Raw genomic sequence first — 22,155 nt, 5'->3', positions numbered from 1 at the left:
CCGAGGCGGTTGCCTCGGCCTGTGCGAGCGCCCCGGTGGAGCGCGGGACGGCTAGATGGACACGCCCGGCTGCATCAGGCGGCGGGCGGCCTCGGTGATCGAGCCCGACAGCGACGGGTAGACGGCGAAGGTGTGGGCGAGGTGGTCGACGGTCAGCCGCTGCTGCACCGCCACCGACACGGCCAGGATCAGCTCGGAGGCCCGCGGCGCCACCACGACGCCGCCCAGCACGATGCCGGTGTGCGGCCGGCAGAACACCTTTACGAACCCGTCGTTGAAGCCCTGCATCTTGGCGCGGGCGTTGGTGGCGAGCGGCAGCTTGACCACGTTCGCCTCGATCTCGCCCGCCTCGATGGCCCGCTGCGCCACGCCGACCGCGGCGATCTCGGGGTCGGTGAAGATGTTGGAGGCCACCGTGGCCAGCCGCAGCGGCTGCACGGCCTCGCCCAGCGCGTGCCACACCGCGATGCGCCCCTGCATGGCGGCGACGGAGGCGAGCATCAGCACGCCGGTGCAGTCACCGGCCGCGTAGACGCCCGGCGCGGACGTGCGCGAGACCTTGTCGACCTTGATGAAGCCGCCCCTGTCGAGCTGCACCCCGGCCTCCTCCAGGCCGATGCCGGAGGTGTTGGGCACCATGCCGACCGTCATCAGCGCGTGGGAGCCCTCGGCGGTGCGGCCGTCCTCCAGCGTCACCACCACGCCGTCGGCGGTGCGCTTGACGGAGGCGGCCCGGGAACGGCCCATGACGTTCATGCCGCGCCGCCGGTAGACCTCTTCGAGCACTTCGGCGCCGTCGGCGTCCTCGTTGGGCATCATGCGGTCGCGGCTGGAGACCAGCGTGACCTCCGACCCCAGCGACCGGTAGGCACCGGCGAACTCGGCGCCGGTCACCCCTGACCCGATGACGATGAGGTGCTCGGGCAGCTCCTCCAGGTCGTAGAGCTGACGCCAGTTGAGTATGCGCTCGCCGTCGGGCTCGGCGCCGGGCAGCACCCGGGGCGTCGCCCCGGTGGCCACCAGCACCACGTCGGCCCTGATCGTCCGGTCACCGGCCCGCACCACCTGCGGATCGACCAGCCGCCCCCGCGCCCTGATGATCTCGACGCCCTCGGCCTCGACCCGCGTCGCGATGTCGGCCGACTGCGCCTGCGCCAGCTCCTTGACCCGCTTGTTGACCAGCGGCAGATCGACGCCCACCGTGCCGGCGTCGCCGTCGGGCCCGCCGGAGAACGACACGCCCAAGGAGGGGGCGTCGAGCAGCGCCTGCTTACGCACGGAGGTCGCGATCAGGGTCTTGGACGGCACGCAGTCGGTCAGCACGCACGCGCCGCCGGGGCCGTCCTGCTCGACCATCGTGACTTGCGCGCCTAGCTGAGCGGCCACCAGCGCCGCCTCGTAGCCGCCTGGTCCGCCGCCGATGATCACGATCCTCGTCACGTCACCATTGTCCCGCATGCCCCGGCCCGAGGTCGAAACGGGGCGCGGTCTCAGGCGCTACTCTTGTCAGCTGTGCCTGTCTACGCCGCCTACGGCAGCAACATGGACCCTGAGCAGATGGCCATGCGTGCCCCGCACTCCCCCATCAGGGGCGTCGGATGGCTGCCGGGCTGGCGCCTGACGTTCGGCGGCATGGACCTCGCCTGGGAGGGCGCGGTCGCCACCATCGTCGAAGATCCCGACGAGCACGTCTTCGTGGTGCTCTACGACGTGCCCGAGTGGGAGGAGACCTCGCTCGACCAGTGGGAGGGCGCCGTACGCGGGGCCTATCACAAGGTGCGGCTGCGGGTGCAGACGCTCGACGGCGAGGTCGTGGCCTGGTTCTACGTGCTCGACGGCTACGAGGGCGGCCTGCCGTCGGCCCGCTACCTCGGCAGCCTGGCCGAGGCCGCCGAGCGGGCGGGCGCTCCCGACGACTACGTCAAAGAGCTGCGAGAGCGCCCCTGCACCTCCTACGGCGGTTAGCTGAGCGGCTTGTCCTTGGTCTCCCTGAGCACGAAGAGGTAGACCAGGGTCGAGATCAGCGCCAGCGCCGACATGTACCACGGGAAGAGCCCGGGGTTGCCCGCGTCCTTCAGCGCCGTCCCGATCAGCGGCGCGGTGCCACCGAAGATCGCCACGGTGAGCGAATACGGGAACCCGGCGCCCGCCGCCCGCACCCGGGTGGGGAAGAGCTCGGCGTTGACCGCCGCCGAGATCGAGGTGAAGCAGCCGAGGAAGACCATGCCGATGAGCTGGACGACCAGCAGGCTCGCGTAGGCGTCGGTGAGCAGCCCGAGCATCGGCACCGGCAGCACGACGAACCCGATGCCGAACGTGATCAGCATGGGCTTGCGGCCGATCCTGTCGGACAGCATGCCGAGCAGCGGCTGCAGGATCATGAAGAAGACCAGCGAGATCGTGCCGATCTGCAGCGAGTCCGCCACGTCGAAGTCGACGGTGATCTGCGCGTACGTGGGCAGGAACGTGGTCCACGTGTAGTACGCGACGGTGCCGGCGATCGTGATGCCCACGATGGTGGCCGCGGACCTCGGGTAGTTCCTGAGGAACTCGAACATCTTGGGCCGCTCGGCCTTGCCGCTCTGGATCTCGCCGGCGACCGCGGAGGTCTCGTCGGCGCCCCTGCGGATCCACAGGCCCACGAGGCTGAGCAGGGCGCCCACGAAGAACGGGATCCGCCACCCGTAGGAGTCCATGTCGGCCTCGATCAGGAGGGTCGCCAGCAGGGCGGCCAGGCCCGAGGCCAGCAGCTGGCCGATCGTGGTGCTGACGTACTGGAAGCTCGAGTAGAGGCCGCGGCGGCCGTGCGGGGCCGACTCGACGAGGAACGTGGTGGCGGCGGCGAACTCGCCGCCGACCGACAGGCCCTGGATGAGCCTGGCCAGGGTCAGGATGACGGGCGCGAGCAGGCCGACCGACTCGTACGTGGGGGTCAGGCCGACGATCAGCGAGCCGACGCCCATCAGCATGATGGTGAACGTCATCGCGGCCTTACGTCCGTAGCGGTCGGCGAACGCGCCGACCACCAGGCCGCCGAGCGGGCGCATGAAGAAGCCCACGGCGAAGACGGCGAACGAGCTGAGCAGCGGCACCAGGCTGTTGCCCGAGCTCTCGGCGAAGATCTGGGCGGAGAAGATGGGAGCGAGGAAGCTGTAGGCGTACCAGTCGTACCACTCGACGACGTTGCCGATGCTGGCCGCCGTGAGCTGGCGGACACGGCTCTTGGGGATGCCGAGTGGTGATTGCGCCACCGGGGAGGTCGCCACGTGGGCTCCTTTGCTGACAACTGCAGAGATGGCTTACTGTGCATTCGGACGACCGAAACAGTCAAATGTCTCGGCAAACATTTACAAACCAGACATAGAAACGGCCCTAGGTGGATGTTCTCGACCGGCGCCTCGTCGCCGCCCTGCAAGTCAGCCCCCGAGCGTCGTGGGGCGAGCTCGGCCGGGCCGTGGGCGAGCACGAGCGCACGGTCGCGCGGCGGCTGCAGCGGCTGATCGCCGACGGCGTCGTCCGCGTCACCGCCATCTACGACGACCTGCGCACCGGCCACGGCCGTCCCGTGCACCTGCACGTCCAGGTGCGTCCCGGCACCGTGCCCGAGGTGGCGAAGGCGCTGGCCGGCCGGGCCGACACCCGCTCGGTCTACGCGCTCACCGGAGCCGCCGACATCGGCTGCGAGCTGGTCGCCCCCACCAGGGAGGACCTGCACCACATCCTGTCCTCCCAGGTCACCGGCATCGACGGCGTGCTGCAGACGCAGACCCAGGTGGTGCTGCACACGTTCAGGACCGTCGCCGAGTGGCACGCCCCCTACCTCACCGAGCGCGAGGTCGCCGAGCTGCGGCCGGGCCCGCTCCCCGAGTCGGAGCCGGAGCCGCCGCCCGACGAGGAGGGCCTGACGCCGCTGGAGCAGGAGATCGCCGAGCTGCTCGCCGGTGACGGGCGCATCGCGTTCACCGCGGTCGCCGAGCGCCTCGACATCTCCGTGCCGACCGCCCGCAGGCGGGTCACCTCACTCATCGAGCGGCGGCTGCTGCTGCCGCGCGCCGAGGTCGAGCCCGCGCTGCTCGGCCTGGAGGTCGAGGCCATGCTCTGGCTCAAGGCCCGCCCCCACGGCCTCGACCGGGTCGGCCGGCAACTGGCCGCGCACCCCCACGTCCGTTACTGCGCCGCGACCACGGGCACGCACTCCCTCATCGTGCAGGTCGTGGCGGCGCACGAGGCGGCGCTCTACCGTTTCATGACCGGCGTCGTCGGCCGGTACGACGAGATCACCGACGTCGACCTCACCCTGATCACCCGCGCCTACAAGCGCGGTCACCTCCACAAGTCCGGGCTGCTCACGCTCGACCACCGTTGGGAGAACACACCATGACCCCTGCTGAGAGGGAAGTCGCCGACCTGTGCGTGGAGCTGATCCGCGCCGACAGCAGCAACTACGGCGACGGCAGCGGCCCCGGTGAACGCGCCGCCGCCGAGGTCGTCATGGCCAGGCTGGCCGAGGTCGGCATCGAGCCGACGTACATCGAGAGCGAGCCCGGCCGCGGCAACGTGATCACCCGCGTCGAGGGCACCGACTCCTCGCTGCCCGCCCTGCTCGTGCACGGCCACCTCGACGTCGTGCCGGCCAACGCCGCCGACTGGTCGGTCGACCCGTTCGCGGGCGAGGTGCGCGACGGCTACATCTGGGGCCGCGGCGCCGTGGACATGAAGGACATGGACGCGATGATGCTGGCCGTGCTGCGCCGCTTCAAGCGCGAGGGCATCAGGCCGCGCCGCGACATCGTCTTCGCCTGGGTCGCCGACGAGGAGGCCGGCGGCGTCTACGGCGCCAAATACCTCACCGCGCACCACCCCGAGCTGTTCGAGGGCGTCACCGAGTCGATCAGCGAGGTCGGCGGCTACTCCCTGGAAGTGGACCCGTCGCTGCGGCTCTACCTCATCGAGACCGCCCAGAAGGGCCTGGCCTGGATGAAGCTGATCGCCGACGGCACCGCCGGCCACGGCTCCATGCTGAACGACGACAACGCCGTCACCGAGGTCGCCAAGGCGGTGGCCAGGATCGGCGCCCACGACTGGCCGCTGACCTACACCGAGACCGTGCGCCGCTTCCTGACCGAGGTGGCCGACGCCTTCGGCATCCCGTTCGACGAGGACGACCCGCAGCCCATCCTCGACAAGATCGGGCCGCTGGTGCGCTTCGTCGGCGCGACGCTGCGCAACACCACCAACCCGACCCAGCTCGGCGCCGGCTACAAGTCGAACGTCATCCCCGGCCAGGCCACGGCCGTGGTGGACGGGCGGTTCCTGCCGGGGCACGAGGAGGAGTTCTTCAAGACCATCGACGGGCTGCTCGGGCCGAAGGTGCGCCGCGAGTTCGTGCACCACGACATCGCGCTGGAGACCTCGTTCGACGGGGCGCTGGTCGAGTCGATGATCGCGGCGCTGAAGGCCGAGGACCCGGCGGCGCGGGCGATCCCGTACTGCATGTCGGGCGGCACCGACAACAAGACGTTCTTCGCCGACCTCGGCGTGCGCGGGTTCGGGTTCGTGCCGCTGCGGCTGCCCGCCGACATGGACTTCGCCTCGATGTTCCACGGCGTGGACGAGCGGGTGCCGGTGGACGCCCTCCAGTTCGGCGTGCGGGTACTGGACAGGCTGCTCCTAAACTACTGAAGGTGACCAAAGACGCATACACCCTGGCCAGTGAGGCCGCCGCGGCGCTGCGCAGCGCCGCGGGCCTCGACGAACTCGACGTGCCGCTCGACGTGGCGCTCGTCATGGGGTCGGGGTGGGTGCCCGCCGCCGACGCGCTCGGCGAGACGGTGAGCGAGATCCCCTTCACCGACCTGCCCGGCTTCCGCGCCCCCGCCGTCGCCGGGCACGGCGGCAAGATCCGCGTCGTGCGCACCCCGTCCGGCCGGCACGCGCTGATCTTCCTCGGCCGCACCCACCTGTACGAGGGGCTCGGGGTCGACGCGGTCGTCCACGGCGTACGCACGGCGGCCGCGGCCGGCGTACGCACGCTGGTGCTCACCAACGCGGCCGGCGGCCTGCGGCCCGAGACGCAGAACGTCGGCGACCCGGTCCTGATCAGCGACCACATCAACCTGACCGGGGCCAACCCGATCACCGGCACCACCTTCATCGACCTCACCGAGGTCTACTCGCGGCGGCTGCGCGCGCTGGTGCGCGAGGTGGACCCGACCCTGGCCGAGGGCGTCTACGTCGCCTTCAGGGGCCCGACGTACGAGACCCCGGCCGAGATCCGCATGCTGCGCACGCTCGGCGGCGACATGGTGGGCATGTCCACCGTCCTGGAGGCCATCGCCGCCCGCGAGGCGAACGTCGAGGTGCTCGGCATCTCCCTGGTCACCAACCCGGGCGCCGGGCTGTCCGGCGAGCCGCTCGACCACGAGGAGGTCCTGCAGGTGGGCCGGGCGACGGCCGCCCGCATGGGCGTGCTGCTCGCCAAGGTGGTGGACCGGCTGTGAGCCCGGCGGTGAGCCTCGTGGACGAGGCCCGAGCCTGGCTGGCGCAGGACCCCGACCCCGACACCAGGGCCGAGCTGGCCGGGCTGATCGAGCGGGACGACCTCGACGCGCTGCGCGAGCGGTTCGGGGCGCGGCTGGAGTTCGGCACCGCGGGCCTGCGCGGCGAGCTGGGCGCGGGTCCCAACAGGATGAACCGGGTCACCGTGATGCGCGCCGCCGCCGGTCTCGCGGCCGTGCTCGGTCCCGGCCGGCACGTCGTCATCGGCTACGACGCGCGGCACAAGTCCGACGTGTTCGCCCGCGACACCGCCGCCGTGCTGACCGGCGCCGGGCTGCACGCCACCCTGCTGCCGCGCCCGTTGCCGACGCCGGTGCTCGCCTTCGCCGTCCGCCACCTGGGCGCCGACGCCGGGGTGACGGTCACGGCCAGCCACAACCCGCCACGCGACAACGGCTACAAGGTCTATTGGGGCGACGGGTCCCAGATCGTGCCGCCCGTCGACGCCGACATCTCGGCCGCCATCGACGCGGTCGGCCGGGTGGACGAGCTGCCGCTCGGGAGTCCTGGCACGCTGACGGAGCTGGGCGAGGACATCGTCGACGACTACATCGAGGCCGTCACCGCGCTGCCCCTCGGTGACGCGCGCGAGCTGCGGGTGGCGTACACGCCGCTGCACGGGGTCGGCGCGGCCACGCTGACCGGCGCGTTCCTCGCCGCCGGGTTCGAGAGCCCGATGGCGGTCGAGGAGCAGCGCAACCCCGACCCCGACTTCCCCACCGTCGCCTTCCCCAACCCGGAGGAACCGGGCGCGATGGACCTCGCCGCCGCGCTGGCCGGCAAGACCGGCGCGGACCTGGTGCTGGCCAATGACCCCGACGCCGACCGGTGCGCGGTGGGGGTGCCGCTACCGGGCGGCGGCGTACGGATGCTGACCGGCGACGAGGTCGGCGGCCTGCTGGCCGAGCACGTCATCACGCACACCACCGGCGACCGCATGGTCGCCACCACCATCGTCTCCTCCACCCTGCTCGCCAAGATCGCCCGAGCCCACGGCGTGCGGTACGGCGAGACGCTGACCGGCTTCAAGTGGATCATCAAGGCCGGGCCGGGGCTGGTGTTCGGCTACGAGGAGGCCATCGGCTACAGCGTCGGGTCCGACGCGGGGCTGCCGGTCCGGGACAAGGACGGCATCGGCGCCGCGCTGACCGTGGCGGGCATCGCCGCCGCCGCCAAGCGCGAGGGGCGTACGTTGCTCGACCTGCTCGACGACCAGGCCCGCCGCTACGGCCTGCACGCCACCACCCAGCTCTCCTTCCGGGTCGCCGACCTGTCGCTGATCACCGACGCCATGTCCCGGCTGCGGGCCGAGCCGCCCTCCGGCCTCGGCGGCCTTGAGGTGACCGCCGCCGACGACCTCGCGCGCGGCGACGGCGGCCTGCCGCCGACCGACGGGCTGCGCTACCGGCTGGCGGACGGCGCCCGCGTGGTCGTCCGGCCGTCCGGCACCGAGCCCAAGCTCAAGTGCTACCTGGAGGTGGTCGTGCCGGTCACCACGACGCCCGGCGAGGCGCGCGCGGCTGCCGCGCGGCGGCTTGAGGCCGTCAAGTCCGACCTCGCCGCGCGGCTGGGGCTCGGGTGACGGAGTTCGAGCGCTTCCTGGACCGGGTCATGGCGGACCAGGAGGTGCTCGGGCTGGTGCTGAGCGGTTCGCACGCCCGCGAGGGCACCGCCACCTCGCACTCCGACCACGACCTGTACGCGGTCGTCACCCCCGCGGCCTCCCTCGCGCCCCGGCGGGACGCGCTGCTGGACGTGGTGGTCATGACGCTCGACGAGTTCCGCGCGCACGCGCTGCCCGGGTCGGGCACCGAGTGGAACCGCTACGCCTTCGCCTACTCCCAGGTGCTCAAGGACACGCCCGACGGGCTCATCGCCTCGCTGGCCGCCGCCAAGGGCAGGCTCGCCGCCGAGGAGGCGGGCGTCGTGGCGCACGAGGCGCTCGGGGCGTTCCTCAACAGCGCCTACCGGTGCCTGAAGAACGCCCGCGACGGCAACGTCATGGGCACGCTGCTGGACGGCGCCGAGACGGTCCCCGCCTACCTCACGTACGTGTTCGCGCTGCACGGGCGGGTGCGGCCCTACAACAAGTACCTGGAGTGGGAGCTGCGGCGGCATCCGCTGGGCGGGCCGCTGTGGGCGGCCGACGCGCTGCTGCCCCTGCTGGCCGCCGCCCTGACCCTCGAGGCGGACGGCGCCGTACGGACGCTGCTCAACGACCTCGAACCCCATGCCAGGGCGGCCGGACACGGCGAGATCTACGACTCGTGGGGCGCGGACCTCGCGTTCCTGCGGGGCCGCTGACCAGCTCGCGTTCCTGCGGGGGCGCTGACCGCCTCGGCCGGTAGCCGCGCCGCCAGTCTGAGCAGCCCCGCGGCGGCGAGCGCCAGGAGCGTGCCGAGCGCCGCCCAGAGCAGCGGCGGCGACAACGCGACCAGCGCCGAGAACCCGGCCGGCGCCACCACCTGCCCGACCGCCCACGTCATCTGGTGAATCGCCAGGTACCGGCCCCGCATCGCGGTAGGCGCGGCCCCGGCCGCCAGCGACGCGGCGGGCGCGGTGTGCAGCAGTTCGGCCAACGTGAACACCAACGTGGCCGCGACCAGCACCACGACCCTGGCGAGGCCGGCCGGGACCGCCGCCGTCACCGCGTACAGACCGCAGGCGACCACGAAGACCCCGCCCGCGAGTGCCATCGCGTGCGTACGGCGAGCATGCCGCTGCACATGCCGCACCGGCATCTGCCCCGCCGCCACCAGCAGCGTGTTGACCGTGTACAGCACCCCCAGCAGGGCGGGAGGCAGCTCAAGGACGGTAACCGCGTAGAGAGGCAGCCCCACGGACAGGATCAGATGAGCCAGGGTGAACGCCTGCTCGGCCACCACCAACCCCATGAACGGCCTATCCCGAAGCACCCGCCGATACCCACCCCCCGATCGCTCCCTCTCACCCCGCGCCCCCGCTCCCTCTTCTCGCGCCGGCTCCTCCGACCGGCGCGCATCCGCCCCCTCACCCCTTACGGGCTCCTCCGCTCGGCGCGCATCCGCCCCTTTATCCCTTTCGGGCTCCTCCGCTCGGCGTGCATCCGGCATCTCGCCGGAGGGCTGCGCCTTCTGGCGGGGGCTCCGCGCCTCCTCTTCCCTCCGCTCCCCCGTCCGGCGCGAGCTGGGCAGGCGGTTGGCCGGGAGGAGGAGGCAGGTGGCGGCCAGGGCGAAGCTGGCCGCGTTGAGGAGGGCGATGATGGTGAAGCCGGTCTGGCCGGCCAGGGAGACGGCGCTCGCCGACAGCAGGCCGCCCAGGCCGAAAGCGACGTTGCGGGCGGTCGCCTGGGTCGCGTAGAGGCGGTCCCGGCCGCCGCCCTCGCTGATCGCCGCCACGTAGCTGCTTGAGGCGGGGTAGTAGGCCCGGTCGCCGGCCGCGATGACGGCGGCGATCGCGATGAGCGGGCCGAAGCCGTCCACCAGCGGGTAGACGGCGAAGCCGAGTGCGCGGATCACGTAGGTGCCGACCAGCACCGTACGCGCGTCGAACCGGTCGATGAGCACGCCCGCCACGGGGTTGGCGGCGAGCCCCAGCCCGGCCGCCACGGTCACCCCCAGCCCGACTGTCGCCGGCGGCAGGCCGGTCACCTGCTGGATGAACAGGAGCGTCAGTGGGACGTACAGGCCGCTGCCGAGGGCGTCGACGAACATGCCGATGAGGAAGGGACGCACGGCAGGGCTGCCCGAGGAGGAGAATCGCACCCGCAGCAGTGTCCAGGCCGGCCACGTCTGCGCGGATCGGCCGCCGGCCCGGGACCGACTCGGCCATCCGTCCTAGGACCAGCCCGGCCAAGCCACCCCTCGCAGCCGACCACACCGAACCGGCGGAAGGCACGTCGGCGGCACGGCCCCTGGCCCAAGCCCAGGACCAGCGCCAAGGGCCGTCGGCGGAACTGCCCGACCCCGAGCCCAGGACCGACGCCAAGGGCCGTCGGCGGAGCTGCCCGACCCCCGAGCCCCGAACCGGCGTCGCGGCGCCGGTTCGGGGCCTCAGGCGCCGCGGACGGCCGGGCGGGCGGTCAGGACAGGCGGAACTGGAGGTCGGTGAGGAAGTTGGCGGGGTCGTTCTCGACGCGGGGGTCGGTGTTGTAGACCTCCAGGCGGCAGCCCCAGTGCTCGGCGCCGTCGCCCTCGGTCATGTCCCACTTCAGGCCCTGCTCCTCGCCCCACGCCAGCAGGACACGGGTGGCCTCGATGAGGCCGTCGAAGTGGCCGCGGTGGGTGAGGGTGGCGTAGCGGCCGGCGGGCAGGACCCCGGCGATGTAGTCGCCCTCGACCTCCACCGGCCCCGCGACCGGCACCCCGGCCTGCATCACCAGCCCGTCGCCTTCCGTGTCGAAGCTCTCGTAACGCAGGAACGGCGCCCCGGCGATGGCGGCACCGCGTCCCAGCAGCCAGCCGGCGATCTCGCCGATCCGGTCCGCGACGACCGGGACGGTGTTCATGGTGATGGCGCCGCGCACCCCGACGTACGGACGGTCGGGGAGCTCCACGATTTCAGGCATGGGTGAAACCTCCTTCTCCCCTATCAGACCGATGAGGCCCGCGAAACTCATCGGACCTACGCGACGACGGCGGCGATCACCAGAGCGAGCGCGACGACCAGCGCCGCGATCGAGTCGTACGACCACGTCACCCGGGCGGGCCCGGCCTCCTTGGAGCGGCGCTTGGCGGACTCGGCGCGGTCGCGGATCTGGTCGCCCACCCAGTCGGCGTGGGTCTTGCCCGCGAACGCCTCGGCCGCCGCCTGCTCGCCCTTCGACAGGGCCGGCTCGGTGGCGAAGCGCCCCCGCTGCTGGGCGGGGGCGCCGCGGCGCTGCGCCTTGGCCCGTTCGCGCGCGCTGCTCATCGGCGTCCACAGCCGCAGCACCTGGTCGTCGCCGTAGCGGACGTTGATCGAGTGGGAGACGCCGACGTCGTCGATGGAGGCCCACGGCAGGAACGTGGTGCGGAACGGGTTGCGCCCCACCAGCCCCTCCTCGGTGAGCACGGTGGCGGGCCGCAGCGCGACCGCGTAGACCAGCGCGGTCAGCACGGCGAGCACGGCCAGCGCCACCAGCGACGCCTTGCCGCTGAAGCGGACGACCAGGTCGACGACGTTGAGCGCGACGAACACCAGCCAGATCCACGCCAGGACATAGGCGGTCTTGGAGCGGTAGGTCTGCTTCACGGCTGCCACTTGAGCCGTGCGAACCCGGGCTTGATCACGCCGTTGATGAGCGCCAGCCGCTCGTCGAACGGCAGGAACGCCGACTTCATCGCGTTGACCGTGAACCACTGCAGGTCGTCCCAGCCGTAGCCGAACGCCTCGACCAGCTTGCGGAACTCGTCCGACACGGTGGTGGAGCTCATCAGCCGGTTGTCGGTGTTGACCGTGACGCGGAAGTGCAGGCGCCGCAGCAGCCCGATGGGGTGCTCGGCGATCGACGCGGCGGCGCCGGTCTGCAGGTTGGAGGTGGGGCACATCTCCAGCGGGATGCGCTTGTCGCGGACGTACGCCGCGAGCCGCCCCAGCTTGGCCGTGCCGTCCTCGGAGACCGAGATGTCGTCGATGATGCGAACGCCGTGGCCGAGCCGGTCGGCGCCGCACCACTGGATGGCCTGCCAGATCGACGGCAGCCCGAACGCCTCGCCGGCGTGGATGGTGAAGTGGGCGTTCTCCCGCTGCAGGTATTCGAACGCGTCGAGGTGGCGGGTGGGCGGGTAGCCGGCCTCGGCGCCCGCGATGTCGAAGCCCACCACGCCGCCGTCGCGGTAGCGGACCGCGAGCTCGGCGATCTCGCGGGAGCGCGCCTGGTGGCGCATGGCGGTCAGCAGCGTGCCGACGCGGATGCCGCGCCCCTGGGAGCCGCGCTCGAACCCGTCGAGCACGGCCTCCACCACCTGGTCGAGGCTGAGGCCCCGGGTGGTGTGCTGTTCGGGGGCGAAGCGCACCTCGGCGTAGACCACGCCGTCGGCGGCCAGGTCTTCCGCGCACTCCTGGGCGACCCTGGCGAGCGACTCGCGGGTCTGCATGACGGCGACCGTGTGGTCGAAGGTCTCCAGGTAGCGTTCGAGCGAGCCGGAGTCGGCCGCCTCCTCGAACCACTGGCGCAGGTCGTCGGGGTCGTGGGTGGGCAGCCGGCCGTAGTCGGTCTCCCGGGCCAGCTCGACGATCGTCTCGGCGCGGAGCCCGCCGTCGAGGTGATCGTGCAGCAACACCTTGGGAGCCCGCCGGATCTCGTCAAGCGTGGGGCTCATCCGCCCATGATATGAGGACGGCCCGGCTTTCACTCGCCACCACCGGGCGCGATCCCGGCGCGCGGCCCGCGGTCAGTCGCGTCCGGCGGCCTCGGGGGCGAAGGCGGGCAGGCACACCGCGATGTACTCGGCGCCCTCGGGGCCGACGCTGTAGCGGACCTTCTCGCCCGGCGAGGTCACCACCGACTGGCCGGCGTCGACCCGCGTGGTGCCCTCGGCGTGCTCGACGAGCACGGTGCCGCGCAGGACCACGGTGTACTCGGTGAAGGCCGGCGTCTGCGCGGGCTCCTCCCACCCGGGCGGCGCGGTCATGTGGGCGATGGACACCGCCTCGTCGCCGCTGTTGACGCGGCCCACGTGCTCGTCGATCACTTTGCCACCGGGTACGGGGATGCGCGAGGCCCCCTCGATCTTTCTCACCACGACGGTCAGTGTGCCACGTCGAGCACGAGCCGATCCGGCGACCCCTGCTCGGTGACCCGGAACCCGGCCCGCCGGTCGAGCGCCAGCCCGATCCCGACGCGGCCCTCGAAGTCGCCGGTCCTGACGACCTTGGTGAGGTTGCCGAGCCCGGCGGCGTAGACGGGGCCGCCGCCCCAGGTGGGCTCGCCCTCGTCGTCGTGGGCGTGCGCGGGGAAGAGCGTGAGCTGCAGGTACGCGCCGCCGCGTACGTCTATGGGCTTGCCCGAGCCGTCCTGGACGAACCCGTCCACCCATTTCACGTCATATCCGGGTATGCCGCCGCGCAGGTCGACCACGAGCCGGTCATAGGTGTCGTGAGCCGCATACCGTACGTTCGTCACGACCGCCGGCTCCATGCCGCCCCGATCGACCTCCACCTCGGCCGTACGCGTCGGGCCCGGCTGCGCGGCCGGCCCGGAGGACGACGGGCTCTGCGGCAGCGTGGCCTGCTGCGCGGTGCCGCACGCGGTCAGCACGCTCAGCAGAACGAGTGGGAACAGCAGGCGGACACTCGGCGGGCGCATGACCGGTATTTGCCCAGCGTACGAGTCTGCAAGCGCTCATCTCCCGACGACTCCCCGATGCGCCTCCGCCAGCGCGGCGAGCCCCTCCGGCGTGAGCCGCAGATAGAGCCCACGGTCCACGTCGAGCACGAGCGGCGTCCCCTTGCCCCTGACCACGACCTGGATGTCGCACTCCAGGTAGGTGTTGACGTGCTCCTGTTCCAGGTAGTTGCGTTCGAGCACGTCGCCGTTGCGCGACCCGGCCTCCGCCCTGGTCTTGGAGGCGCCGCCGACGCCGCCGTACCCGACGGTCGGCGGCCCTTCGTGCCCGCCGCCGGACTCCGCGCCCCCGTCCGACGGGTTGCGCAGGTTGCCGGAGACACCGGCGCGGGCGGCCAGGCCGCGGCCCTCGCCCTGGCCGTGCCCTGACGTGTCCAGGGTCTGCGCGTAGACGCGCTGCTTGACCCGCGCCTCGGCGACCTCGCGGACGCCGGTGACCTCGATGCCGACCGTGCCGACGCCGGGCAGCTCGTACGCGTGCCCCAGCAGGGACCCGAGGTGCGCCCGCATGGTCCGTTCCTTGGTGGCCTCGGTCAGCGCGATGCCGTCCTGACGGGACAGCTCGAACCCGCCGGGCCGGTCGGCCACCGCCGGCGCCTCGCCGCGCAGCCTGGGCGGCACCGAGGCCAGCGGCGCCCACTCCTCGACCAGCCTGGCGGCGGGGAAGGCGACCTGGCTGACGTCACCCTTGGGCACCGCGTCGCCGAGCATGGCGGTCAGCGGGCCAGGCCCGCCCTGCTCCGCCCAGCGCGGCCGGGTGGCGACGACCTCCGTGTGCGCCGCGACCGGCGTGCCGTGCGGGACCTCCGTGGTCAGGTGGCCCGCCACCAGCAGGCCGACCTCGCCGTGCGCCACCGCGCCGGACGTCGTGGTGACGCCGACGTGCCGGTCGAAGAGCCGTACGGCGCCGTCGTGGCCGGTCAGCTCGCCCGCCTTGAGCAGCATGCCGCGGGCCGCGCCCTGCACCGGCTCCATGACGGGGCTGACCTTGGAGCGTTCGAGCGTGATGTCGTACGTGACAGGATGCCGGAACTCCTGCGGCGCCTCCCGGGTCTGGAAGCGGTTGATGTCCTTGACGTTGGTGCCGCGGGCATCCACGGCGTGACCGTCGCGGGAGGTGGTGACCCCGGCCTCGCCGCCGGCGATGTCGCCGTCCGAGGTCCTGATGTAGCGGGCGAGCACCTCCTTGCCGCGGTCCGACCCCTTCTCCTGGAGGTTCAGGTCGCCGCCGAGCCGCTCGCTGCGCAGCATGAGCCCCGTGTCGGCCCGCTCACCGACGTGCACCCCGTCGCCCAGCCTGGCCGTGACCCTGATCCCCACGCGCTCGGTGACCCGGCCCGCCTCGTCGGTGACGAACAGCCAGGACGTCACGCCGTTCCCGCGCAGCTCGCCCAGCTTCGTCCCGAGCGCCTCCTGTCCGAAGTGGCCGCGCAGCTGCTCGGCCACCGGGTGGGCGGTCAGCTCCTGGCCGGGGAAGAGCAGCCCCTCGCCGCGCAACGTCTCCACGATCGCGGGCAGGACGCCGCGCGCGTCGAGGTGGTGCACGGAAGCGGTGCTCATCGCCGCCTCGGGCGCCACATAGGTACGAGCGACGTCCGCGGGCTGCTCGGGAGCCTGCTCAGGGGCCTGCTCGGGGGCCTGCTCCGGGGCGTGTCCCGGCTCGGGGGCGGGAGGTTCTGGGACGTCCAGGTCGTGGCGGCGGGCCACCTCGTCGGGCAGCACGATGTCCATGATGTCGGACACGCGCAGGTGAACGGGCTCCCCGTGCTCGACGACCGTCCCGGCAGTCCTGCTGGGCGTCACGGTCAGCACCAGGTCGCCCCGGTACCAGTGCGAGACGCCGCCGTCCCCGTACGTGACCCGGCTGATGTCCCCGCCGCCCCGGTACGAGCTCTCCAGCGACATCCGCTTGGCCGCGGCGTGCCCGCCCACCCGGGCCAGCACCTTGTGCTCGGTCCCCGTCACCGGGTGACCGCCCTCGGGGGAGCCGCCGAGCGTGACCCGCACGCCGGCCCGCGCGTGCCCGCCGACTCCGCGCGCGCCCCGCTCCCCCTCGACGACGCGCGAGTTGCTGTTCGCGTACGCCTCGTGCTCGACCCCGGTCTCCGACTTCACGTACGTCATTCCCGCCACGTCGGCCTGCACGTGCAGCTCGTAGCGCCGGCCGCCGTGCTCGGCCACCACGTGCCGCAGCCCGCCGGGATGGGACGTGATCATGGTCTCCAGGGTGATGACGTCCACGACGTTCTCGATCGTCACCGGCACGTCCAGGCGCCCCGCAGGCACCGGTAGGTCCGCCCAGGCGGCGTGCACCTCGGCCACCGCCCGCGCCAGGTCCGGCATCGCGCCCAGGCGGACGATCGCGTGCAGCCGGTCGTCGTGCGCCCACACGTCGCGGGGCGGCCCGTCGAGCCGCTCCACGCGGCCCACGGTCGTGACGTCACCGGCCAGCAGCGGCGTCTCCTGCAGGTGCGGCTCGGGGACGACGATCTCCGCCCGGCTGCCGTCCACCCGCCACGACGTGTCGGCCACCACCGCGCCGTCCTTCGAGACCCGCAGCTGGACGTCGAACGACAGGTCCCTGGTGAAGGTGAAGCCGCCGCCCGCCTCCGTGCGGTCGTATCGCGTGTGCCCCGCGCCGACCGCGACCGTCTCCGCTTTGGAGCCGCTCGCGATGCCCGCGATGTTGGGGGCGTCCACCTTCAGCACGCCCTCGGGCAGGCCGGTCCTGAGCGCCCTGCCCACGTCCACCCGCGCCACGGCGGCCACCTCGCCGCGCACGCCGTGCGAGACCTCGCGCTGGCTGGTGCCGTTCCAGGAGGTGATCCTGCGCTCGTTGATCGTCACGGCCGTCGCGCCGACCTCGTGCCGGGGGCCGAGCACGCCCTGCGCCACGACCTCGACCGTGTGGCCGGCGATCGTGGTCTCGTACCTGATGCCGTGCAGCGCGTACGTCAGGTCCGCCTCCAGGGCGGCGCCCCCGTACCTGAGCTCCAGGTCGCGGACGATCTGCCGCCTGATGTTCTGCGGCAGGTCCGGCAGCGCCCCCTCGACGGCCTGGCGCAGCTCGGCGAACAGCCGCGTGTCCGCGTGCACCCTGACGCCGGTGCCGAGTCCTGGCCCGCGACCGGCGGCGAGCGTCCTGGGCTCCAGCGGGTGCGGGTCGTAGCCCGTCCTGCCGGATGCGAACTCCTGGCGTACGCGCTCCATCTCGCGGTGCAGGCCGGCCAGCTCGTGCTGGATCCTGTTGAACTCGCCGGGCGGCCGCAGGTCGTGGCCGAAGACGTCCCGTTCGAGGCCGGGCGCGTCGCGCGTCGGCAGGGCCAGCTCGGCCGGCACGTCCACGGTGAACGTGCCCATCGTCTCCGTCTCGACCTTCAGGCGCAGGTGGGCGTCGTACATGGTGAGGTCGGCCCGGCTGGTGACCACGGTGTGGTTGCCGTGCGCCCGGTTCGCCGTCGCGACGTGGTCGGAGCCGAACCCGAAGCCGACGATGCCGCGCCCGATCGCCTCCGCCCAGTGGCCGGCGCGCACGCCCAGCCTGCCGCCCACGTGCAGGTTGAGGTCCCTGCCCTGCCGGTACGCCACGCCTTCCGCGTTGCGCCGCCCGAGGTCGTCGCGGAGCATGCCCTCGACGGGAGGCCGCCCGTCGCCGTCCACCCGCTCGATCCTGGTCACCTCGCCGGTGATCCTGATCGACTCCTCCGCCGACCGCAGCGCCGACGCCCTGAACCTGACCGCCTCCGTGACCGCCCCGCTCGACAGCAGCGCCTGACTGCGGTTCTTGATGCCCTGCTCGTGCAGGATGGTCGAGGTGAGGTGGTCGATGATCTTGACGACCTCGCGGGCGGGCACGCCCTCGGCGAGCGCGCGGCGCTGCACCTCCAGCACCAGCGGCGTCAGGTCGAGGCCGCTGACCGTGATGCCGTGGTCGCGGAACCTGCCCGCCGCCCCCTGCGGCACCTCGTGGCGCGGGCGGGCCGGCGGGTGGTCGGACGGGCGCGGCGGGCCCTCCCTGGTGAACTGCTCGGGGAAGGGCAGGGTCACCGCCAGGTCCTGGATCTTGCCGGCGGTCGCGAGCTTCGCGCCGTCGCGGTAGACGTCCACGGCGACGTCGGCGAGGAAGTAGTCGTGTTTGGGGCTGATGACCTTGTGGCCGCTCATCAGCTCGATGCTGCTGGTGTGCGTGGTCCTGGAGGTGTCGAGCAGTCCGGTACGCGGCAGCGCCGTCGACTCCTCGGCCGCGTCGGGCGACTCGGTCAGGTTGCGGACGAGGCCGCCGCTCACCTCCCTCGACGTGGCGCGTACCGACTTGCCCTCCACGCCGTCGCCGCCGAACGCGACCGGCTTCTCCGGTGCCAGGTCCGGGTGCTCCACATGGGTGAACCCCTCGGGGCGCAGCTTGACGTAGATCGCCTTGTCCCCGACGTCCAGGGCCGCGCCCTTCGCCAGGCGCTCGGTCCAGGCGTCGCGGTCACCGTCGGCGAGCACCTGCTCCAGCCAGTCGCGGACGGCCGCCCGCTCCCGCTTCGTCGCGCCCTCGATCCCGTCGGCCAGCGCCCGCGCCGCCGCCTTGGCGTCCTGCGGCACCTTGACGTCATGCACGGCCGTCTCCCCGAGCGCCCCGATCTCGGTGGTACGCGGCGGCCGCACCGTCGCCCGCCCCGGCTCACCCGCATCAGGCCGCGCCACCCCGTCAGGCCGCGCCACCTGACCGGTCCCGTCAGGCCGCACCACCGAGGCACCGCCCTCCGGGGCGTGCGCCGGAGGGATCGCGTTGATGCCCTGCTGCTGTGAACCGGGCTGCTGGTGGGCGGGCTGCTGGTGGGCGGGCTGCGGGTCCGGGCTCGACGCGAGCGTGGTCGTGGGGACCTGCCCGGCCTCATGCGCCGCCCCACCGGAACGGGGTTCGCCGCCGCTCGCTGCGGAGCCGGGGTCGGGGACGCCGGCTCCGGAGCGCTGGTCCGGGGTGCCGGAGGCCGGCTCCCCCACGCCGGGGCCCGGGTCGCCCGTACCGGCGCCTGGGCTCGGGCCACCGGGGCCGGGGTCGGGGGTGGGGGGAAGGCCGCTTGAGGTGGTCGGTGGGATCTCGGGAGGCAGACCTCTGACCAGGTGCTGGCCGTCGGCGCCGAGTGCGCTGGACGTGATGCCCTTGGCCAGCATGTCCCAGCTGAAGTGCCCCTGCGCCAGCATGGTGCCGGCCGTGGTGAGGCCGCCGGTGACGGCGTACTGGGCGGCCTGACCGTACAGGGAGGAGTTGGCCGCGGCGAGCAGCTTCTCGAACGTGGACATCTCCGCCCGGGTCAGCCCGGCCCGCAGGGCGGGCGTGGCGAGCCGGGACAGCGCGCCCGACATCAGCCCCATCATGCCGCCCATCGCGCCGCCGCTCGCCGCCGAGATCGCGAGCTGCTTGACGTCGAACTCGTCCCTGCGGTTGGTCAGCTGCAGCGCCTGGATGCCCGCGTCCATCCCGCCCATGATCCCGGCGAAGATGGCGATGTTGCGCAGTGTCCGCCGGGCGATCTGCGCGACGGTCAGCCGCGCGATCTGCACGCGCGGCGGGATCAGGCCCAGGGCCGCGGGATTGGTGACGGCGAGGTGCAGCAGCACCACCAGGGTCGCGATCAGCAGCCACACGGTGGCCTCGATCATGTACTTGGCGTACTGGATCTGCACGCCCACGCCGTTGAGCGCGACGGCGGTGTTGACCAGCCGCTCGACGAGAGTGGCCACCTTCTCGTCGGCCGTCTTCCTGACGTGGCCGACGAAGGCGAGGTGCGCGTCACCGTCCCAGTCGGCGCCGATGAGCCGGGCGCCGGCGGGCAGGTGGGCGTCGGTGCCCTCGACGATGCGGTACGCGGCCGTGATGCACGCGTCGGCCATCCGGAAGCAGCCGCTCTCGTCGCCTTCCGGCCAGTCCATGCCGACGACCCAGCCCACGTACGGCTTGGCCCAGTCGGGCGTGAGGAACCCGTCGAAGCCCATGGTCGCTCAGTCGTGGCGGGCGGGCGGCTGGTCGGCGGCCTCGTAGTTGCGGCTGGAGACGTGCAGGCCGGTGGTGAGGTCGTCGAGGTCGTCCAGGAGGTCCTTGAAGGCGTCCTCGATGGCCTGCTCCATGCCGGGCAGCTTCTTGGTCAGCTCGGCGCCGTACATGTCGTCGCCGAGCGTCTTCCTGTCCAGGTCGAAGGCGGCGCGCAGGGCGGTTCTCGCCTCCTCGGCGTTGCTCTTCAGCTCCTGGTAGACGCCGCTGTGCCTGCGCAGCGCCGCCGCGCGTACGGTGAATCCGTCGCTCACCGGGAACCCTTCCGCGGGCCGGGGAGGAACGCGTCGAGCCCCTGTCCGAAAACCCCGTCGAGGAGCTCGGGGTCCGGCATGAGCGGCTCCATCAGCGTCCTGCTCTGCTCGGCGACCTCGCCCGCCGCCGCCTCGGCCTGCCGCATGATGGCCTCGGCCAGCTCGGACGGCGACAGGCTGCGGTAGACGCGCGGATTCAGCTCGATGCCGCGCAGCCGCCCGTTGGGGCCGACGGTGACGCTGACCATGCCGTCCTTCGAGCGCGAGGTACGCTCTACGGCGTTGTACTCCGCGTACGTCTCCCGCAGCCGGGCGACCTGCTGGTCGATCTCCCGCGCCATCTCCTCGATCGTCGCCTCGAACGCGTCGGCCACCGATGCACTCTCCCCCTGTGAATGATCACAGGGATCGTAATATGACAGGAACGGACACGACGTCACATTCGGGCGCTGTTAGCAGAGAATTAACTTCTCTGACGCAAAGCCAGGCCACTGAGCAATCTGCGAAGATTACACCGTTTCGTAGGTCCGCACCGGCTCCGCCGCCGGGACCGCCTTGCGCGCCCGCAGCCCCGTCGCCGAGATCGCCAGCCCGACCAGCGCCAGCACCAGCGACACCACGATCGCCGCGCGCAGCGAGCCGATCGAGAGCGTCTCGCCGCCGCCCGAGGTGAGCACGGCGGTCACCACGGCCAGCACGATCGCGCCGCCCACCTGCCCTGAGGTGTTCAGCAGGCCGGAGGCGAGGCCCTGCTCGTCGTCGTCCACGCCGTTGGTGGCCTGGATGTTGAGCGCGGGGAACGACAGCGCGAACGCGATGCCCAGCAGGACCATGCCGGGGATCACCATGCCGCCCAGGCTGGGGGTGCGGTCGATGCCGAGGAAGATCGCGTAGCCGCCGGCCAGCGCCGCCGCGCCGACCACGATGAGCTTGCCGGTGCCGAACCTGTCGGCGAAGTCGCCCATCTTGGTCGAGGTGAGCGCGACCAGCACGCCGGCGGGCAGGAACGCCATCGCGGTGCCGAGTGCCGACCAGCCCAGCAGGTTCTGGAAGTACTGCATGGCCACGAACTGGAAGGCCACGTACGAGCCCATGAGGATGACCAGCCCGAGGTTGGCCCGCACGATGTGCCCGGAGCGCAGGATGCCCAGCCGCACCAGCGGGTGGCGCACCTTCAGCTCGGTGAACACGAACAGCCCGAGCAGCGCGGCCACCCCGGCGAGCGAGCCGATCGTCCGCACGGACGCCCATCCGGCCTCGGGAGCCTGCACGACCGTGAAGACCAGCAGCAACATGGATCCGGTGATCGTCACGGCGCCGACGAGGTCGTGGCCGCCCTCGGCCCGCTCCTCACGGCCGCGCGGCAGCACCTTCAGCGCGGCGATCAGCGCGATGACCGCGACGGGCACCGGCATCAGCAACGTCCACCGCCAGCCGATCTCGGTCAGCAACCCCGACAGCACCAGGCCGAGCGAGTAGCCGCTCGCGCCCGAGGCGGTGAAGAAACTCAGCGCCTTGTTGCGCTGCGGGCCCTCGGGAAACGTGGTCGTGATGATCGACAAGGCGGCCGGGGCGGTGAACGCGGCGGCCACGCCCTTCACGAACCGCGCGGCGATCAGCAACCCGCCGTCGTCCACCACGCCGCCCAGCAACGACGCCACGGCGAAGACGCCCAAAGCCACCAGGAACACCCTGCGCCGCCCGAGCAGGTCGGCGGTCCTGCCGCCGAGCAGCAGCAGCCCGCCGTAGCCGAGCACGTAGCCGCTGACCACCCACTGCAGCGAGGACGTGGTCAACCCCAGGTCGTGCTGGATGGCGGGCAGCGCGACACCCACCATCGAGACGTCAAGCGCGTCAAGAAAGATCACTGCGCAGAGCACGGCCAAAGCGGCCCAGCGCGAAGAAGGAGAAGTCATGAGCCAGAACAATACATGCACCCGCATCTAATGCAAGCGCATTTAATGCCGTTGCATGAGAGTTGGGCTGGTGGTAACCTC

The 22,155-nt window shown here is 72.3% G+C and carries 18 protein-coding genes; 6 read left to right on the top strand and 12 right to left on the bottom strand.

The features are described from left to right. Nucleotides 1-51 precede the first annotated feature (51 nt). The gene (locus tag AB0K28_RS04360) at nt 52-1,440 is read right to left on the bottom strand and encodes an NAD(P)H-quinone dehydrogenase (protein WP_364364951.1); all 1,389 of its coding nucleotides are present in this window, start codon (nt 1,438-1,440) and stop codon (nt 52-54) included. Nucleotides 1,441-1,512: 72 nt separating this feature from the next. Between AB0K28_RS04360 and AB0K28_RS04355 the strand changes: the two genes are divergently transcribed. After that, nucleotides 1,513-1,965 carry a gamma-glutamylcyclotransferase gene (locus AB0K28_RS04355; RefSeq protein WP_345396149.1) on the top strand — a complete coding sequence of 151 codons (453 nt, stop codon included), beginning with the start codon at nt 1,513-1,515 and terminating at the stop codon, nt 1,963-1,965. On the opposite strand, the gene AB0K28_RS04350 is transcribed toward AB0K28_RS04355, so the two are convergent. Next, entirely contained in the window at nt 1,962-3,266 is a 1,305-nt protein-coding gene (locus AB0K28_RS04350; protein WP_364364948.1) for an MFS transporter, read from the bottom strand. The genes AB0K28_RS04355 and AB0K28_RS04350 overlap by 4 nt on opposite strands. Nucleotides 3,267-3,376: 110 nt before the next feature. On the opposite strand from AB0K28_RS04350, the gene AB0K28_RS04345 reads away from it, so the two are divergent. The 5 genes from AB0K28_RS04345 to AB0K28_RS04325 are packed head-to-tail and all read left to right on the top strand — an operon-like array spanning nt 3,377 to nt 8,862. Further along, the gene (locus AB0K28_RS04345; RefSeq protein WP_364364945.1) at nt 3,377-4,381 is read left to right on the top strand and encodes an Lrp/AsnC family transcriptional regulator; all 1,005 of its coding nucleotides are present in this window, start codon (nt 3,377-3,379) and stop codon (nt 4,379-4,381) included. After that, entirely contained in the window at nt 4,378-5,682 is a 1,305-nt protein-coding gene (locus AB0K28_RS04340) for a M20/M25/M40 family metallo-hydrolase (protein ID WP_345396143.1), read from the top strand. The genes AB0K28_RS04345 and AB0K28_RS04340 overlap by 4 nt, the downstream gene beginning before the upstream one ends. A 2-nt stretch (nt 5,683-5,684) precedes the next feature. Beyond that, a complete protein-coding gene (locus AB0K28_RS04335; RefSeq protein ID WP_345396140.1) occupies nt 5,685-6,500 on the top strand; it encodes a purine-nucleoside phosphorylase in 816 nt (271 codons plus the stop codon). Next, nucleotides 6,497-8,140 (top strand): phospho-sugar mutase, encoded by a 1,644-nt coding sequence (locus AB0K28_RS04330; RefSeq protein ID WP_364364941.1) that lies wholly within the window; start codon nt 6,497-6,499, stop codon nt 8,138-8,140. The genes AB0K28_RS04335 and AB0K28_RS04330 overlap by 4 nt, the downstream gene beginning before the upstream one ends. Further along, a complete protein-coding gene (locus tag AB0K28_RS04325; RefSeq protein ID WP_364364938.1) occupies nt 8,137-8,862 on the top strand; it encodes a hypothetical protein in 726 nt (241 codons plus the stop codon). The genes AB0K28_RS04330 and AB0K28_RS04325 overlap by 4 nt, the downstream gene beginning before the upstream one ends. Here the strand turns inward: AB0K28_RS04325 and AB0K28_RS04320 are convergent. The 10 genes from AB0K28_RS04320 to AB0K28_RS04275 all read right to left on the bottom strand — a co-directional run bounded on the left by AB0K28_RS04320 (nt 8,817) and on the right by AB0K28_RS04275 (nt 22,026). Next, nucleotides 8,817-10,301 (bottom strand): MFS transporter, encoded by a 1,485-nt coding sequence (locus tag AB0K28_RS04320; protein ID WP_364364935.1) that lies wholly within the window; start codon nt 10,299-10,301, stop codon nt 8,817-8,819. The two genes, AB0K28_RS04325 and AB0K28_RS04320, sit on opposite strands and share 46 nt — an antisense overlap. Nucleotides 10,302-10,618: 317 nt before the next feature. Next, nucleotides 10,619-11,104 (bottom strand): GyrI-like domain-containing protein, encoded by a 486-nt coding sequence (locus AB0K28_RS04315; RefSeq protein WP_364364932.1) that lies wholly within the window; start codon nt 11,102-11,104, stop codon nt 10,619-10,621. Nucleotides 11,105-11,160: 56 nt separating this feature from the next. Next, the gene (locus tag AB0K28_RS04310) at nt 11,161-11,769 is read right to left on the bottom strand and encodes a PH domain-containing protein (protein ID WP_364364930.1); all 609 of its coding nucleotides are present in this window, start codon (nt 11,767-11,769) and stop codon (nt 11,161-11,163) included. Then, nucleotides 11,766-12,839, bottom strand: a complete 1,074-nt coding sequence (locus AB0K28_RS04305) for an adenosine deaminase (protein WP_345409532.1) — start codon at nt 12,837-12,839, stop codon at nt 11,766-11,768. Before AB0K28_RS04305 ends, AB0K28_RS04310 begins: the two co-directional genes overlap by 4 nt. A gap of 72 nt (nt 12,840-12,911) precedes the next feature. Beyond that, complete coding sequence (locus tag AB0K28_RS04300; RefSeq protein ID WP_364364927.1) at nt 12,912-13,262, bottom strand: cupin; 351 nt, start codon at nt 13,260-13,262, stop codon at nt 12,912-12,914. A 5-nt stretch (nt 13,263-13,267) separates the two neighbouring features. Further along, nucleotides 13,268-13,825, bottom strand: a complete 558-nt coding sequence (locus tag AB0K28_RS04295; protein ID WP_364364925.1) for a hypothetical protein — start codon at nt 13,823-13,825, stop codon at nt 13,268-13,270. Between the two features lie 36 nt (nt 13,826-13,861). Next, the gene (locus tag AB0K28_RS04290) at nt 13,862-19,849 is read right to left on the bottom strand and encodes a proline-rich domain-containing protein (RefSeq protein WP_364364922.1); all 5,988 of its coding nucleotides are present in this window, start codon (nt 19,847-19,849) and stop codon (nt 13,862-13,864) included. 6 nt (nt 19,850-19,855) lie between these two features. After that, the gene (locus AB0K28_RS04285) at nt 19,856-20,158 is read right to left on the bottom strand and encodes a type VII secretion target (RefSeq protein ID WP_364364919.1); all 303 of its coding nucleotides are present in this window, start codon (nt 20,156-20,158) and stop codon (nt 19,856-19,858) included. Further along, nucleotides 20,155-20,532, bottom strand: a complete 378-nt coding sequence (locus tag AB0K28_RS04280) for a YbaB/EbfC family nucleoid-associated protein (protein ID WP_364364916.1) — start codon at nt 20,530-20,532, stop codon at nt 20,155-20,157. Before AB0K28_RS04280 ends, AB0K28_RS04285 begins: the two co-directional genes overlap by 4 nt. Nucleotides 20,533-20,667: 135 nt before the next feature. Further along, the gene (locus AB0K28_RS04275; protein ID WP_345396106.1) at nt 20,668-22,026 is read right to left on the bottom strand and encodes an MFS transporter; all 1,359 of its coding nucleotides are present in this window, start codon (nt 22,024-22,026) and stop codon (nt 20,668-20,670) included. Nucleotides 22,027-22,155 lie beyond the last annotated feature (129 nt).

Source organism: Nonomuraea sp. NPDC049504 (genome assembly GCF_040676845.1).
In the GTDB taxonomy this organism is placed as follows: domain Bacteria; phylum Actinomycetota; class Actinomycetes; order Streptosporangiales; family Streptosporangiaceae; genus Nonomuraea; species Nonomuraea salmonea.
This window is presented reverse-complemented; position numbering and strand designations above follow the sequence as displayed.

Excerpts from the sequence above, each read along its gene's own strand:
- AB0K28_RS04340 (WP_345396143.1), top strand. The coding sequence starts at position 4,378 with ATGACCCCTGCTGAGAGGGAAGTCGCCGACCTGTGCGTGGAGCTGATC.
- AB0K28_RS04315 (WP_364364932.1), bottom strand. The coding sequence starts at position 11,104 with ATGCCTGAAATCGTGGAGCTCCCCGACCGTCCGTACGTCGGGGTGCGC.
- AB0K28_RS04305 (WP_345409532.1), bottom strand. The coding sequence starts at position 12,839 with ATGAGCCCCACGCTTGACGAGATCCGGCGGGCTCCCAAGGTGTTGCTG.
- AB0K28_RS04295 (WP_364364925.1), bottom strand. The coding sequence starts at position 13,825 with ATGCGCCCGCCGAGTGTCCGCCTGCTGTTCCCACTCGTTCTGCTGAGC.
- AB0K28_RS04290 (WP_364364922.1), bottom strand. The coding sequence starts at position 19,849 with ATGGGCTTCGACGGGTTCCTCACGCCCGACTGGGCCAAGCCGTACGTG.